This window comes from Variovorax boronicumulans (genome assembly GCF_009811375.1).
GTDB lineage: Bacteria > Pseudomonadota > Gammaproteobacteria > Burkholderiales > Burkholderiaceae_C > Variovorax > Variovorax boronicumulans.
This window is the reverse complement of the sequence record NZ_BKDH01000002.1, coordinates 214,937-229,167: the sequence shown is the minus strand read 5'-3', so window position 1 is coordinate 229,167 and position 14,231 is coordinate 214,937. Positions and strand designations below refer to the sequence as shown.

Here is a 14,231-nt window from a genome sequence, read left to right as displayed (position 1 = left end):
ATGCGCACCGGGTCACTGCACCGGCACGGGGCGCGGCATGGGCATCGGCATCGGTTCCGCAGGCATCGGTGCCGGCATCGGCGGCGGCAATGTTGCGGCCGGTATGTTCACCACGCGGGTCGAGACTGATTCGCGGATCACGCCGCCACCCATCACGCTGCCATCGACATTGCTGCGGATGTTGCCTGCGCTGCCCAGCACGCGGGCTTCGCAGTCGGCACGCTCGGCCGGCGGCTGCAGACCGCAGCGGGCCACGGCGTTGGCGCGGTAGTCGGGCGCGGAGGTGAGGCCGCCGCGCGCCGCGGCCTGGCGCGCGGCGCCGGCTTCGCGGATGCAGGCGGCACGGTCCTGCTGGTTGTGGCCGCAGACCGCAATCTCCTGCTGGTAGGTGCTGCCGCCGCCATCGCCACGGGCGGCCGTGGCGATGGTGGTGGTGGCCAGCCCGCTGAGTGCGAGCAGGGCAAAGATCATCGAACGCGCATTGTTTGGCATGGTGTGCTCCTTGTTGGCGTATCGGGGTGAAGGCCGGCCTCGCTCGGTCAGCGCGCCGGCTGCACGGGCTGCGGCGGCAGCGGGGTGACGGTTTCGCGGATCACGCCGCCGCCCATCACGCTGCCTTCGGTGGAGGTGCGCGCACCGCCGCGGATGCGCGCTTCGCAATCGGCGCGGTCGGCCACGGGTTGTTCGCGGCAGCGTGCAAGTGCGTTGGCGTCTTCGCGTTCCGCACCGGGGGTGGTCAGGCCGTGGCGACCGGCTTCCTGGCGCGCGGCGCCGGCTTCGCGCAGGCAGGCCGCGCGGTCTTGTTGCACGCCGTCACAGGTGGCGCGTTCCTTTTGCATCCGCGCGTCGCTGCCGGGCGCCTGGGCCGAGGCCAGCGGCGCACAGGCCATGAAGAAGCCGCCGAACGCCACGAGGGCGGCGGTCGACACGGTGGAACGGAGGGAATGGGTCGTCATCGGGGCTCCTGGAAAGGCGCGCCGTGCGAGCGGACATGAGGAAGACAAAAGCACGCAGGGCGCGACCGGTCCCCAGTGTGGGCCGGGCGCCCGGGCCGGGCTGTGGGACAAGCCGCACGCCGTGGAGCGGGCCGGACGCGCCCCTGCGTGTGGGACACGTCCGTCAGCGCAAGGAGGGCGGGCCTCCTGCGCTGCGGGGCGGGCGGATCAGCCCTGCGCGATGCGCTGCGCGAGGTGGGCCAGCGCCTCTTCGACCTGGTCGACGAGGATGAGCGACAGGTCGCCCGGCTGCAGCCGCGCCAGCGCGGCGTCGATGGCGACGAACTCGCCGCGGATCTCGTCGATCTGGCGCGTGCGCGAGGCACCCTGCAGGCCCTGGCGCAGCAGCGCCATCACTTCGCCGTCGGCCCGGCCGCGTTGCGCTGCGTCCTGGTACAGGATCACGTCGTCGAAGGCCTGGCCGAGGATCGCGGTCTGGTCGCGGATGTCGGAGTCGCGCCGGTCGCCCGCGCCGCTGATGACCACCGAGCGCTTGTTGGCGGGCATGGTGTCCACGGCCGACACCAGCGCCTTCATGGCGTCGGTGTTGTGGCCGTAGTCGGCGATCACGGTGGCGCCGCGGTAGTCCATGACGTTGAAGCGCCCGGGCACGCCGGCCGCGTCGTTCATGAAGCTCGACAGGCCGCTGCGGATGGTGTCCCAATCGAGGCCCACGGCCCACGCGGCGGCCACCGAGGCCATCACGTTGTCGACCTGGAAGCCGATGGTGCCGCCGCGCGTGATCGGCACGTCGCGCAGCGCGATGCGTTCGCGCCACGAGCCTTCGGCGGCCACCAGCGTGTCCTGGTCGACGTACACGGTGCGCTTGCCCTGCGCGCGGTGCGTGGCCATCACCGGGTGCATGCGGTCGGCGGTGAAGAAGATCACGTTGCCGGGGCAGCCGGCCGCCATGGCGGCGACGTTCACGTCGGCCGCGTTGAGCACCGCGTAGCCGTCGGGCGCCACGTTGCGCACGATCACGCGCTTGAGCACCGCCAGGTCTTCGACCGTGGTGATGTAGTTCAGGCCCAGGTGGTCGCCGCTGCCGATGTTGGTGACCACGGCCACCTCGCAGCGGTCGAAGCCCAGGCCCTCGCGCAGCACGCCGCCGCGGGCCACTTCGAACACGGCCGCGTCGACGTCGGGGTGCATCAGCACGTTGCGCGCGCTCTTGGGGCCGCTGCAGTCGCCGCTGTCGGTCTGGCGGCCGTTGACGTACACGCCGTCGGTGTTCGTCATGCCGGTGCGCAGGCCGCTGGAGGCAATGATGTGGTTGATCAGGCGCGCGGTGGTGGTCTTGCCGTTGGTGCCGGTGACGGCCACCACGGGAATGCGGCCGTCGTCGCCGGGGGCGAAGAGCGTGTCCATCACCGCCTCGCCGACCGCGCGGCCGCGGCCGAACGAGGGCGAGATGTGCATGCGCAGGCCGGGCGCGGCGTTCACTTCGACCACGCCGCCGTGTTGTTCTTCGAGCGGGCGCAGCACGTTCTCGCAGACCATGTCGACGCCGCAGATGTGCAGGCCGACCATCTGCGCCGCATCGACGGCGCGCGCGGCCACTTCGGGGTGCACGGTGTCGGTGACGTCGGTGGCGGTGCCGCCGGTCGAGAGGTTGGCGTTGTTGCGCAGCACGACGCGCTGGCCCAGCTCGGGCACGCTCTCGGGCGTGAGGCCCTGCGACTCGAGCCGGCCGATGGCGATGTCGTCCAGGCGGATCTTGGTGAGCGAGGTGGCGTGGCCCTCGCCGCGGCGCGGGTCGAGGTTCACGGTGTCGACCAGCTGGCGCACGGTGGAGCTGCCGTCGCCGATCACCTGCGGCGGGTCGCGCCGCGCGGCGGCCACGAGGCGGTCGCCCACCACCAGCAGGCGGAAGTCGAAGCCGGGCAAAAATTTCTCGACCATCACCTCGCCGTACACGGCGGCCGAGTCGTAGGCCGAAGTGAGTTGTTCGCGCGTGGTGATGTTCACCGTCACGCCCTTGCCCTGGTTGCCGTCCTGCGGCTTGACCACGACCGGCAGGCCGATTTCTTCGGCGGCGGCCCAGCCGTCGTCGGCGCTGCTCACGGGGCGGCCCAGCGGCACCGGCACGCCGGCGGCGTTGAGCAGCTGCTTGGTGAGTTCCTTGTCCTGCGCGATCGATTCGGCCACGCCGCTGGTGCTGTCGATCTCGGCGGCCTGGATGCGGCGCTGCTTGGAGCCCCAGCCGAACTGCACCAGGCTGCCGCTGGTAAGGCGGCGGTACGGAATGCCGCGCGCCACGGCGGCGTCGACGATGGAGCCGGTGCTCGGGCCCAGGCGCTCCGACTCGTCGAGGTCGCGCAGCTCGGTGATGGCGGCGTCGGCGTCGAAGGCGGTGTCGGCCAGCGCGGCCTGGATCAGTGCCTCGGCCAGCGCGAGGGCGCGGCGACCCACGTCTTCCTCGGTGTACTGCACGGTGACCTGGTAGACGCCTTCTTCGGTCGTGGGCGCGGTGTTACCGAAGTTGACGGCGCAGCCGGCCTGGGCCTGCAGCGCCACGGCGGCGTTCTCGAGCACGTGGGCCAGCGCCAGCGGCTGGCCGAGCACCATCGGGTGCAGCTCGCCGATGGTCGGGAAGCGGGCGCGCAGGCGGGCTTCGAACCCGTCGAGCTTGCCGACGGCGTTCTCGTCGCCTTCGCAGGCCACGACGGCCTCGATGGTGGTGTGGCGGCTCCAGAGATTGGGGCCGCGCAGGGCGCGGATGCGGGTGACTTTCATGGGGCTACGGCACGGGGCGCGCGGTTGCGGTGATCTTGCGGTGTGACCAGGGCGCCGGCCCCGCGGGTGGCGGGGCGGCGCATCGTGTCATGCCAGTTGTAGTTGGGGCGAAAGGGGCGAGGCCTGCGACAGCTGCAGCGAGGCCAGGGCCGCCTGCAGGTCGGCTTCGAAGGCTTCGACGCCGGCGCCGATCAGGTTGAGCGGAATGCCCATGGCCCAGGCGGCGGCCACGGCGGCCAGCAGGCTTTCGAGGCTCACGCCGACGTGGGTCGCGCGCCAGATGGTCAGGCGGCCCAGGCCGGGCAGGAACGATTCGCTCGTGCCGTTGGCCAGCACCACGCGGTCCTGGCGCACCAGCACGGCCTTGCCGCCTTCGGCCTGGTGCGCGGCGAGCGCGGCGGCCTGCGGGTCGGCCGCATAGAGGATGACGGCGCCATCGCACAGCGGCGCCAGCGCGGCGATGCGCGGCTCGTCGGCGTTCAGCACGGCCGTGCCTTCACCCAGCACCACGTCGACCTGGGTGCGCAGCACCTTGACCATCTGGTCGCTCTCTGTGATGTCGTAGTCGGCCAGGGCTTCGCAGCCTTCGAGGTCGGTCACGATGCCGACTTCGCAGCGGTCGTAGGCCAGGCCATCGCGCAGGATGGTCTCGGCGCCGTTCTCGATCACCACGGCCTCGACGGCGCGGTTCACGAGCAGGCGGTGGCCGGCGTCCCAGTTGGCGCTGTCGCGTGCGTCGACGCGGCGGCGTTCCAGGAACAGGCCGTCGCGGCAGGCCAGGCCGGTGTGGCGCCCGCCGAGGTTGATGAGCCAGGCCACCAGCCGTGCGAGCACGGCGGTGTCGCGCGAACCGGCCACGCCCACCACGGGGATGCGGCCGGGCGCGTCGTTCGGGAACAGGTGGTCGCAGATGGCGCGGCCCACGGGGCGCGGCGAGCCGATGGCCGGCTTCAGGTGCATCAGCAGGCCGGGGCCGGCGTTCACCTCGACGATCGCGCCGCCCTGCGGGCCCAGCGGCTTGGAGATGTCCTGCGCGACCATGTCGATGCCCGCGATGTCCAGGCCGACCACGCGGGCGGCGAGCACGGCGGCGTGCGCCACCTCGGGGTGCACGAGGTCGGTGCAGTCGTAGGCCATGTTGCCGTTGCGCTGGATCGTGACCACGCGGCCGGCGGCCGGCACCGAGGTGCCGTCCAGATCCTGGCGCTTGAGTTCGAGCTGCAGCTTGGCGTCGGTGGCCAGCACGATCACGTCGAGCGGGAATTCTTCTTCGGCGCCGCGGCGCGGGTCGCTGTTGAGCTGCTTGTCGATCAGCCCGGCCACGGTGCTGGTGCCGTCGCCGGTCACGGTGATGATCTCGCCGCGCGCGGCCGCCACCACCTCGCCGCCCACCACCAGCAGGCGGTGTTCGTGGCCGCGGATGAAGCGCTCGACCATCACGTCGCTGCCTTCGGGCTCGGCGACCGCGAAGGCGGCCATGACTTCCTCGCGCGTGGTCAGCTCGAGCGACACGCCGCGGCCATGGTTGGCGTCCGACGGCTTCACGACCACGGGCAGGCCGATGTCCTCGGCGGCTTCCCAGGCTTCTTCGGGCGACTCGACCACCTGGCCGTGCGGCACGGGCACGCCGCAGCTGGCGAGCAGCGACTTGGTCAGTTCCTTGTCGCTGGCGATCGATTCGCCGATGGCGCTGGTGTAGTCGGTTTCGGCGGTCCAGATGCGCTGCTGGTTGGCGCCGTAGCCCAGCTGCACCAGGTTGCCGCTGTTCAGGCGCATGTGCGGAATGCCGCGGTCGGTGGCGGCGGACACGATGGCCGCGGTGCTCGGGCCGAGGTAGCAGTCCTCGACCTTGGCCTTGACGGCCTCGACGGCGGTCTGCACGTCGGCGGCGGTGAACGGGTCGTTGTTGATGGCCGCCATCAGCAGGCGGTGGCCTTCGGTGAGCGCCACGCGGGCGACCTGCTCGTCACGCGCGCGGAACACCATGCGGTACACGCCGTGTTCCGAGGTGCTGCGGGTCTGGCCGAAGCCGGTCGGCATGCCGGCCAGGTTCAGCAGTTCGATCACGACGTGCTCCAGCACGTGGCCCGACCAGGTGCCTTCGGTCAGGCGCTGGATGAACCCGCCGCGCTCGCCCACGCCGCAGTGGTGCTCGATGAGCGCCGGCAGCAGGGTGGTCAGCCGGTCGGTGAAACCGTCGATCTTGTTGGAGGGGAAGTCTTCCAGTTGGCCCAGGTCGAGCCAGACTTCGAGCACCGGACGGTAGGTCCAGAGGTTGGGACCGCGCAAATAGTTGATGCGCAGCAATTGGATGTCGTCGAAACGGGTCATGCAAACGTTCGATGTGCTTTGGCCGAGCACCACGGCGCCTTCAAGCGCACCCATGGCGATCGGTCAGAATCGGCGCCCGACCAAGGACGCCATGACGCGGTCCCAGCGGCCCGCGACGGGCAAGAGTCAAATAAACACAATGCAACATCACGATCCAGTCGGCGCCCAGGCGGGCGAAACGGAGGCGGTCTCAGGCGTGCTGAAAAGCCGACTCGCAGGCGCTGAAAACGTTTCGGTAACACTTGCGGTTGACCTCGACGACCAACTTCGCTTCGCCACCGGCCTCGTCGCCCTGACCGACCAGCGGCTCATCGCCCTGGAGCCCGGCGGCGAGTGGCGTGAGTGGCCACTCACCGATCAGGCCCTGGAAATGCGTCTTTCCGACCATGCCGGCGTCGGAACCCTCGACCTCATCGGCCCCGCCGGACAGCTCGCCCGCTGGCGCTACACCCTGGCCGGCCAGCCGGCGGCGCTCAAGCTGCTCAAGCTGTTCGGCCAGCGCGCCGCGCCCGCTGTCGCGAAGGCGACAGAAGAGGTGCCCGAACTTCTCGACGTCGACGGCACCGACACCGAGCTCCAGACCCCGCCCTCGACCTGGGTGCTGCTGCGCCTAGGCCGCTTTGCCGGGCCGTACCGCAAGCAGCTGATCCTCGGGTTTGTCCTGACCCTGATCTCCACCGCCGCCACGCTGGTGCCGCCGTACCTGACCATCCCGCTGATGGACGACATCCTGATCCCGTTCCAGAACGGGCAGAAGATCGACTCCGCCCGGGTCGGCCTCTACCTGGGTGGCCTGCTGATTGCGGCGCTGGTCGGCTGGGGGCTGGGCTGGGCGCGCACCTACCTCTTGGCGCTGGTCTCGGAACGCATCGGTGCCGACCTGCGCACCACCACCTACGAGCACCTGCTGACCCTGCCGCTGGACTACTTCGGCGGCAAGCGCACCGGCGACCTCATGGCGCGCATCGGCTCGGAAACCGACCGCATCAACGTCTTCTTGTCGCTGCACGCGCTCGATTTCGCCAACGACGTGCTGATGATCGTCATGACGGCGGCCATCCTCATCTCGATCAACCCGCTGCTGGCCGTGGTCACGCTGGTGCCGCTGCCCTTCATCGCCTGGATGATCCACGTCGTGCGCGACCGCCTGCGCACCGGCTTCGAGAAGATCGACCGCGTCTGGTCCGAAGTGACCAACGTGCTGGCCGACACCATCCCCGGCATCCGCGTGGTGAAGGCCTTTGCGCAGGAGCGCCGCGAAGCCGAGCGCTTCCGCGTCGCCAACGCCTACAACCTGCAGGTCAACGACAAGCTCAACCGCACCTGGTCGCTGTTCACGCCGACCGTGTCGCTGCTGACCGAAATCGGCCTGCTCGTGGTCTGGGCCTTCGGCATCTGGCAGGTGGCGCGCGGCAGCATCACGGTGGGTGTGCTCACCGCCTTCATCGCCTACATCGGCCGCTTCTACACGCGGCTCGATTCGATGAGCCGCATCGTCTCGGTCACGCAGAAGGCCGCCGCCGGCGCCAAGCGCATCTTCGACATCCTCGACCACGTGAGCAACGTGCCCGAGCCGGCCAACCCGGTGAAGGTGGAGCGCGTGCAGGGCCGCATCGATATGAGCGGGCTGGGCTTTCGTTACGGCTCGCGCGCCGTGATTCACGACCTCGACCTGACCATCGAACCCGGCGAAATGATCGGCCTCGTGGGCCACAGCGGCTCGGGCAAGAGCACGCTGGTCAACCTGATTTGCCGCTTCTACGACGTGACCGACGGCGCCATCAAGGTCGACGGCACCGACATCCGCCGCTTCGCCGTGGCCGACTACCGCCGCCACGTGGGCCTGGTGCTGCAGGAGCCGTTCCTGTTCTTCGGCACCATCGCGCAGAACATCGCCTACGGCAAGCCCGATGCCACGCGCGAAGAAGTCGTCGCAGCGGCCCGCGCGGCCCATGCGCACGACTTCATCCTGCGCCTGCCGCACGGCTACGACTCGCTGGTGGGCGAGCGCGGCCAGGGCCTGTCGGGCGGCGAGCGCCAGCGCATCAGCATCGCGCGCGCACTGCTCATCGACCCGCGCATCCTGATCCTCGACGAGGCCACCTCGGCCGTCGACACCGAGACCGAAAAGGAAATCCAGAAGGCGCTCGACAACCTCGTGCAGGGCCGCACCACCATCGCCATCGCCCACCGTCTGTCCACGCTGCGCAAGGCCGACCGCCTCGTGGTCATGGACCGCGGCGAGGTGGTCGAGGTCGGGCCACACGACGCGCTCATGGCCAAGCAGGGCGCCTACTGGCGCCTGTACCAGGCGCAGCTGCGCCAGGGCGACGAAGACGATGTGAGCGAAGGCGCCGCCGACGAGCGCGCCAACGCCCAGGCGCCGCTGGCCGTGAGCCACGCCGCCCATCCGGCAGGGGACGTGTGATGAGCAGCACCAATACCAACATCAGCTTCGAACTCGCCCGCGACACGTTCGGGCGCCTCGTGCTGACCGACGCACAGGGCGAGCACCACGTGGGCGTGACGCCCGTGCGCGCCTTTCCGCTGAGCGCGCCCAACGAGGGCGTGTCGCTCGTCGGCAGCGAAGGCCGCGAACTCGTGTGGGTCGACCGCGTCGACCAGCTGCCCGCGCCCACCCAGGCGCTGCTGACCGAAGAACTCGCCGTGCGCGACTTTGCGCCCACCTTGCTGAAGCTGCACGGCGTGTCCAGCTTCGGCGTGCCCAGCACCTGGACCGTGAGCACCGACCGCGGCGACACCAGCTTCGTGCTCAAGGCCGAGGAAGACATCCGCCGCCTCGAAGGCGGTGCGCTGCTGATCGCGAGCGCGCACGGCGTGCAGTTCCGCATTCCCGATGCGAAGGCGCTGGATCGCGCGTCGCGCAAGCTGCTGGAGCGCTTTCTCTAGAAGCACCAGAGAACGCCGCCGCCGGTGCGTGGCGCGCCGAGCGCGGAATCAAAAATAAAATCGCCCGCCATGGTCAACCTCTACCTCGTCTCCAGTGCGCTCAACACGAAGATCGGGGTTTTCGACAGCGACCAGCGCCTGGCGCAGACGCTCTACACCCTGGCCAGCATCCGCCTGCAGGACCCGCAGGCCCGCATCTACCTGGTGGAAATGGGGGCCGTGCCCTACAACGACCTCCAGCGCGCCGTGCTGGCGCGGGCGGCGGACCGGGTGCTCGACTTCACGGGCGACCGCGAGGTGCAGCAGATTGCCGCGTCGCAGGACCTCAGCATCGTCAAGAACGTGACCGAGACCCTGTGCCTGGATGTCGTGTTCGGCTTCCTGCGCTCCGAGGGACTGCTGTCCGACGTGTCGCGCGTGTTCAAGGTCAGCGGCCGTTACCAGCTCACCGAGCGCGCCGACATCGGCCGCTATGCCGATGCCCGTTTTTCGGGCAAGGTGGTATTCGCCCAGCGGCGCCCGCCGGGCGACGTCAAGGCGGTTGCCGGCATTCCGGGGCAGTACATGAGCCGTCTGTGGAGCTTCGACGCGGTGCTGATCGACCACGTCGTGGCCGTCTACCAGCAGATCCTGGCCCACATGCTGGCCGTGATCCATGCCGGGGAGTACATCGACATCGAGCATTGCCTGTGCAAGTTCTTCCCGGCAGAGCGGATCGCGGAGGTCGAGTCCATCGGCGTGCGCGGCCCTGCCGGCGGCAGCGGCGCGATGCTCGAAGATTGACTTGGCGGCGCGCCGACCGTTTTCCTTTCCCTATTTTTCCGGAGGCCCCATGCCCCTGCACACCACCGCCCTCGTTCTCTTCTCCGGCGGCCAGGACTCGGCCACCTGCCTGGCCGAGGCCCTGTCCAAGTACCAGCGTGTCGAAACCCTGGGCTTCGACTACGGCCAGCGCCACCGCGTCGAACTCGACGTGCGCGGCACCGTGCTCGCGAAGATGCGCGAGCGCTTTCCCGAATGGGCGCCGCGCCTGGGCGAAGACCACGTGCTCACGCTGGCCGCGCTGGCGCAGCTCGGCGGCTCCTCGCTCACTGAAGAAGTCGCCTTCGCCATGCAGGCCGACGGCCTGCCCAACACCTTCGTGCCGGGGCGCAACCTGCTGTTCCTCACGCTCGCGGGCGCGCTGGCCTACCGGCGCGGGCTGCAGGTGATCGTCACCGGCGTCTGCGAAACCGACTTCTCGGGCTACCCCGACTGCCGTGACGACACCATGAAGGCGATGCAGCTGGCGCTGTCGCTCGGCCTGGAGCGCCGCCTCGTGATCGAGACGCCGCTCATGTGGATCGACAAGGCCGAGACCTGGGCGCTGGCCCACCGCCTGGGCGGCCAGCCGCTGGTCGACCTGATCGTGGAAGAAACCCACACCTGCTACCTCGGCGACCGCGAACACCGCCAGGCCTGGGGCTACGGCTGCGGCGAGTGCCCGGCCTGCGACCTGCGCAAGAAGGGCTGGGAGCGTTACGTCGCTGCGGCCTGAGCAGTTGTAGAGGTATCGAGCCGGTAGCGCGCGCCGCCGGCCGCACTTTCGTCCTGCGGCACCAGCGTCCACCGCTGGCCGTGGAAATCGCCCACCGCCGGCCGGTGCGCAATCGACACCATCGCACCGCCGCCCGCGCGCACCGTGTCGGCCAGCCGCTGGTAGAGCACGGCTTCGGCCGGTGCATCGAGCGCGCTGGTCACCTCGTCGGCGAAGAGCCACGCCGGCTTCTTCAGCAGCACCCGCGCGATCGCCAGCCGCTGCTGCTCGCCGCCCGAGAGCTTCTGACTCCAGGCGTCGCTGTCGTCGAGCCGGTTCACGAGGTCGGGCAAGAGCGCATCGACCAGCGCCTGGCGCAGTTGGTCGTCGCTGAAGCCGGCGGCTGGGTGCGGGTAGGTCAGCGCCTCGCGCAACTTGCCGTCGGGCAGGTAGGGGCGTTGCGGCATGAAGACCGCGTCGGCCGGGGCCTGCACCTTGCCGCGCGCAAACGGCCAGATGCCCGCGAAGGCGCGGAACAGCGTCGACTTGCCGCTGCCCGAGGGGCCTTGCAGCAGCACGCTGTCGCCGGGGCGCACCGCCAGCGCGGCGCCGGCCAGCAGCTGCGTGCCATTGGGCAGCGCGAGCGTGAGGTCGCTGGTGCCCAGCGCGGCGGCGCCTTCTTCGCGCTGCAGGGCGTCTTCGCGCGCGGCGTGGGCGCGCATCGCGTCGTCGAAGCTGATCAGGCGGTCGGTGGTGGCGCGCCAGACGGCCACGCGGTCGTAGTTGGCGACGAACCAGCTCAGCGACTCCTGCACCTTGTCGAAGGCCGATGAAATCTGGATCAGCGCGCCCAGCTGGATGGCCCCGCTGAAGAAACGCGGCGCCGACACGATGAACGGAAAGATCACCGACGCCTGTCCGAACATCGCGGTGAAGGTGACCAGGTTCTTCTGCTTCTTGATCAGCTGCAGGTAGTTGCGCAGCACGGCGCCGAAGCGCGTGTCGAGCTGGCCGCGCTCCACCGTCTCGCCGCGGTCGAGCGCGATGGCTTCGCTGTACTCGCGCACGCGCACCAGGTGGTGGCGGAAGTCGGCCTCGAAGCGCTGCTGGCGGAAGTTCAGGCCGATCAGCGGCCGGCCGATGAAGTGCGTGATGACCGTGCCGACCACGCAGTAGACCAGCGCCAGCCACACCATCGAGCCGGCGACCTGGTAGGTGCTGCCGCCCAGCGACAGGTCGAAGGTGCCCGACAGGCCCCACAGGATGCCGATGAAGCTCAGCAGCGTGACCACCGCGTTCAGGATTTCCATCGACAGCGTCATCGTGGCGTTGGTGAACATCTGCATGTCCTCCTGGATGCGCTGGTCCGGGTTGTCGGGCGTGGCGCCGTCGGCCTGCGCGTAGCGCGCCAGCTCCAGGTGATAGAAGGTGCGGTCGGCCATCCAGCGGCCGAGGTAGTGGCGGGTCATCCACGAGCGCCAGCGCAGCTGCAGCAGCTGCGTCAGGTAGAACTTCGCCACCTGGATCGCGATGTTGAAGAAGGCCAGCCAGGCGAACACGCGGATCTCGCGCCAGAAGACCACCGCGTCCTTGTTCTGCAGCCCGTCATAGAAGCGCCCGTACCACTGGTTGAAGAGCACCAGCGCGTACACGTACGCCAGGTTCAGCGCCACGATGCCCGCGAACATGAGGCGCGCCCGCCATTTTTCTTCGTCCGAACTGAAGTAGGGCGCCGCGAGCCGCAGCACGCGGCGCAGGACCTGGACGAATGCGCCGGCACGCGCCGCGATGGTGGGGGATGGAACAGATGACATGCGGATTTCCTCGCAGGCGCAGGGGCGCCGGACCTCGTGAGGAAACCATCGTAGACAAATGTTTCTTAAACGGGGCTGAAAGTCGGCCCCCGTCCCTTCGTCCCGCCGGCCCTCAGCGCAGCATCACGCGCGCCGCCGTCGCCAGGAAATGCGCGAGCGGCGGCGTTCGCAGCCCCTCGGCCTTGGCCGCTTCGTCCCATAGCCGCAGCCGCACCGCGTCGCCCGACCACGGCAGGCCCGCAAAGCGCTGCGCCGCCTCGTCGTCCATCACGCCGCCCTGCAGCGCCAGGCTGCGCACCGAATCGGGCGAGAGCTTCGACACGTAGCCCGGGCGCGTCGCGCACAGGTAGCGCTTGGCGTCCACATGCAGGCGGATCGGCTCGCGCACCGCCACGTCGAAGGCGCCGCGCAGCAGCGGCAGCGCGATGTACTGGTGGCGGTCGTCAATGCCCAGTTCGGTGGGCGAGTGCGACAGCGTCTGGTGCTCGGCGATCAGCAGGTGCCCCAGGTCGTGCAGCAATGCGGCCGTCACGAGCGTGTCGCCGGCGCCGGCCTGTTCGGCCAGCCAGGCGCATTGCAACGCGTGTTCGAGCTGCGACACCGGCTCACTCGCGTACGCCAGCGCGCCGCGTTCGGCGAACAGGCGAGCGATCTCGGCGAGGTCGAGTGTCATGGGATTGCAAAAGAACGGTGTGCGACAGCCTGTACAGGCTCGCGTCGCTCGATGACAGCCGTGTGACGAAAGTGCAAACGCCGCAGCGCGGGTACGGCCGTGTGACAAACCTTTGTCACATAGCGCTGCGAGCATCGCTGCGTTCACGGCCCCGGCCGTGTTTTCTTTTTGCGTACACCGCCTGTTCTTACCTCGAGGGAATCTCCCATGCTGCATCGTCGTCTGATGTGGGCCGCCGTGCCCGCCGCCCTGTTCTCGCTGGCTTTCGCCGCCTCGGCCCAAGGCCGCACCGAGCTGCTGGTCTACACCGCGCTCGAAGCCGACCAGGTGCAGGCTTACAAGGCCGCCTTCGAAAAGGAGAACCCGGCCATCGAGCTGAAGTTCGTGCGCGATTCCACCGGCATCGTCACCGCCAAGCTGCTGGCCGAAAAGGCCAACCCGCAGGCCGACGTGGTGTGGGGCCTGGCCGCCACCTCGCTGATGCTGCTGGACAAGGAAGGCATGCTCCAGCCCTACGCCCCCAAGGGCCTGGACGCCATCAAGCCCACCATGCGCGACACCGCCAACCCGCCCAAGTGGGTCGGCATGGACGTGTGGTCGTCGGCCATCTGCTTCAACACCGCCGAAGCCACGAAGAAGAACCTGCCCAAGCCCACCAGCTGGGCCGACCTGACCAACCCGGTCTACAAGGGCCAGATCACCATGCCCAACCCGGCCGCCTCGGGCACCGGCTACCTCATGGTGTCGGGCTGGATCCAGATGATGGGCGAGGACAAGGCCTGGAAGTACATGGACGCGCTGCACCAGAACATCGGCGTGTACAGCCTGTCGGGCAGCAAGCCCTGCCGCCAGGCCGGCGCCGGCGAGTTCGCGCTCGGCATGTCCTTCGAATACCGCGCCAACAAGACCAAGCGCGATGGCGCGCCCATCGACATCGTGCTGCCCAAGGAAGGCCTGGGCTGGGACATGGAAGCCACCGGCATCATCAAGACCAGCAAGAAGCAGGATGCCGCCAAGGCGCTGGCCGACTGGGCCGTGACGAAGCAGGCCAACGAGCTGTACGCGAAGAACTTCGCCGTGCTCGCGCTGCCGGGCATCCAGGAAAAGCTGGAGTTCGTGCCGGGCGACGTCGAGAAGCTGCTGGCCAAGAACGACTTCAACTGGGCTGCCGCCAACCGCGACCGCATCCTGACGGAATGGTCGAAGCGCTACGACGCCAAGGCCGAGAAAAAGCCAATGTGATCTGGGTTTCGGGT

11 protein-coding genes are annotated in these 14,231 nt (G+C 69.3%); 5 read left to right on the top strand and 6 right to left on the bottom strand.

The annotated features are described in order from the left end of the window. Nucleotides 1–12: 12 nt before the first annotated feature. The 4 genes from VHAB30_RS20930 to VHAB30_RS20915 all read right to left on the bottom strand — a co-directional run bounded on the left by VHAB30_RS20930 (nt 13) and on the right by VHAB30_RS20915 (nt 6,062). The gene (locus VHAB30_RS20930) at nt 13–492 is read right to left on the bottom strand and encodes a hypothetical protein (protein WP_159278495.1); all 480 of its coding nucleotides are present in this window, start codon (nt 490–492) and stop codon (nt 13–15) included. Between the two features lie 47 nt (nt 493–539). After that, nucleotides 540–956: a hypothetical protein gene (locus VHAB30_RS20925; RefSeq protein ID WP_095743684.1), complete on the bottom strand. Its 417-nt coding sequence runs from the start codon at nt 954–956 to the stop codon at nt 540–542. A gap of 207 nt (nt 957–1,163) precedes the next feature. After that, entirely contained in the window at nt 1,164–3,731 is a 2,568-nt protein-coding gene (gene cphA, locus VHAB30_RS20920; protein ID WP_095743685.1) for a cyanophycin synthetase, read from the bottom strand. 87 nt (nt 3,732–3,818) lie between these two features. Next, nucleotides 3,819–6,062, bottom strand: coding sequence for a cyanophycin synthetase (locus VHAB30_RS20915; RefSeq protein ID WP_235926875.1), 2,244 nt, complete (start codon nt 6,060–6,062; stop codon nt 3,819–3,821). A gap of 139 nt (nt 6,063–6,201) precedes the next feature. Here VHAB30_RS20915 and VHAB30_RS20910 point away from each other — a divergent pair, with 139 nt between their 5' ends. From VHAB30_RS20910 to queC, 4 genes are all read left to right on the top strand, one after another. Beyond that, complete coding sequence (locus tag VHAB30_RS20910; RefSeq protein WP_159278493.1) at nt 6,202–8,490, top strand: cyanophycin metabolism-associated ABC transporter; 2,289 nt, start codon at nt 6,202–6,204, stop codon at nt 8,488–8,490. After that, nucleotides 8,490–8,972 (top strand): cyanophycin metabolism-associated DUF1854 family protein, encoded by a 483-nt coding sequence (locus VHAB30_RS20905; protein WP_095743688.1) that lies wholly within the window; start codon nt 8,490–8,492, stop codon nt 8,970–8,972. The genes VHAB30_RS20910 and VHAB30_RS20905 overlap by 1 nt, the downstream gene beginning before the upstream one ends. A 69-nt stretch (nt 8,973–9,041) precedes the next feature. Then, nucleotides 9,042–9,755: a hypothetical protein gene (locus VHAB30_RS20900; RefSeq protein WP_159278492.1), complete on the top strand. Its 714-nt coding sequence runs from the start codon at nt 9,042–9,044 to the stop codon at nt 9,753–9,755. 49 nt (nt 9,756–9,804) lie between these two features. Beyond that, nucleotides 9,805–10,509 carry a 7-cyano-7-deazaguanine synthase QueC gene (gene queC, locus VHAB30_RS20895; RefSeq protein ID WP_095743689.1) on the top strand — a complete coding sequence of 235 codons (705 nt, stop codon included), beginning with the start codon at nt 9,805–9,807 and terminating at the stop codon, nt 10,507–10,509. Here the strand turns inward: queC and VHAB30_RS20890 are convergent. Both VHAB30_RS20890 and VHAB30_RS20885 read right to left on the bottom strand, forming a co-directional pair. Then, the gene (locus VHAB30_RS20890) at nt 10,491–12,302 is read right to left on the bottom strand and encodes an ABC transporter ATP-binding protein/permease (protein WP_159278491.1); all 1,812 of its coding nucleotides are present in this window, start codon (nt 12,300–12,302) and stop codon (nt 10,491–10,493) included. The genes queC and VHAB30_RS20890 overlap by 19 nt on opposite strands. A 112-nt stretch (nt 12,303–12,414) precedes the next feature. Continuing rightward, complete coding sequence (locus VHAB30_RS20885) at nt 12,415–12,975, bottom strand: phosphonate degradation HD-domain oxygenase (RefSeq protein WP_159278490.1); 561 nt, start codon at nt 12,973–12,975, stop codon at nt 12,415–12,417. Nucleotides 12,976–13,182: 207 nt separating this feature from the next. On the opposite strand from VHAB30_RS20885, the gene VHAB30_RS20880 reads away from it, so the two are divergent. Then, complete coding sequence (locus tag VHAB30_RS20880; RefSeq protein ID WP_062481319.1) at nt 13,183–14,217, top strand: putative 2-aminoethylphosphonate ABC transporter substrate-binding protein; 1,035 nt, start codon at nt 13,183–13,185, stop codon at nt 14,215–14,217. Nucleotides 14,218–14,231 lie beyond the last annotated feature (14 nt).

Coding starts and splice junctions, on each gene's coding strand:
- VHAB30_RS20930 (WP_159278495.1), bottom strand. CDS start 492: ATGCCAAACAATGCGCGTTCGATGATCTTTGCCCTGCTCGCACTCAGC.
- VHAB30_RS20925 (WP_095743684.1), bottom strand. CDS start 956: ATGACGACCCATTCCCTCCGTTCCACCGTGTCGACCGCCGCCCTCGTG.
- cphA (WP_095743685.1), bottom strand. CDS start 3,731: ATGAAAGTCACCCGCATCCGCGCCCTGCGCGGCCCCAATCTCTGGAGC.
- VHAB30_RS20915 (WP_235926875.1), bottom strand. CDS start 6,062: ATGACCCGTTTCGACGACATCCAATTGCTGCGCATCAACTATTTGCGC.
- VHAB30_RS20910 (WP_159278493.1), top strand. CDS start 6,202: ATGCAACATCACGATCCAGTCGGCGCCCAGGCGGGCGAAACGGAGGCG.
- VHAB30_RS20905 (WP_095743688.1), top strand. CDS start 8,490: ATGAGCAGCACCAATACCAACATCAGCTTCGAACTCGCCCGCGACACG.
- VHAB30_RS20900 (WP_159278492.1), top strand. CDS start 9,042: ATGGTCAACCTCTACCTCGTCTCCAGTGCGCTCAACACGAAGATCGGG.
- queC (WP_095743689.1), top strand. CDS start 9,805: ATGCCCCTGCACACCACCGCCCTCGTTCTCTTCTCCGGCGGCCAGGAC.
- VHAB30_RS20890 (WP_159278491.1), bottom strand. CDS start 12,302: ATGTCATCTGTTCCATCCCCCACCATCGCGGCGCGTGCCGGCGCATTC.
- VHAB30_RS20885 (WP_159278490.1), bottom strand. CDS start 12,975: ATGACACTCGACCTCGCCGAGATCGCTCGCCTGTTCGCCGAACGCGGC.
- VHAB30_RS20880 (WP_062481319.1), top strand. CDS start 13,183: ATGCTGCATCGTCGTCTGATGTGGGCCGCCGTGCCCGCCGCCCTGTTC.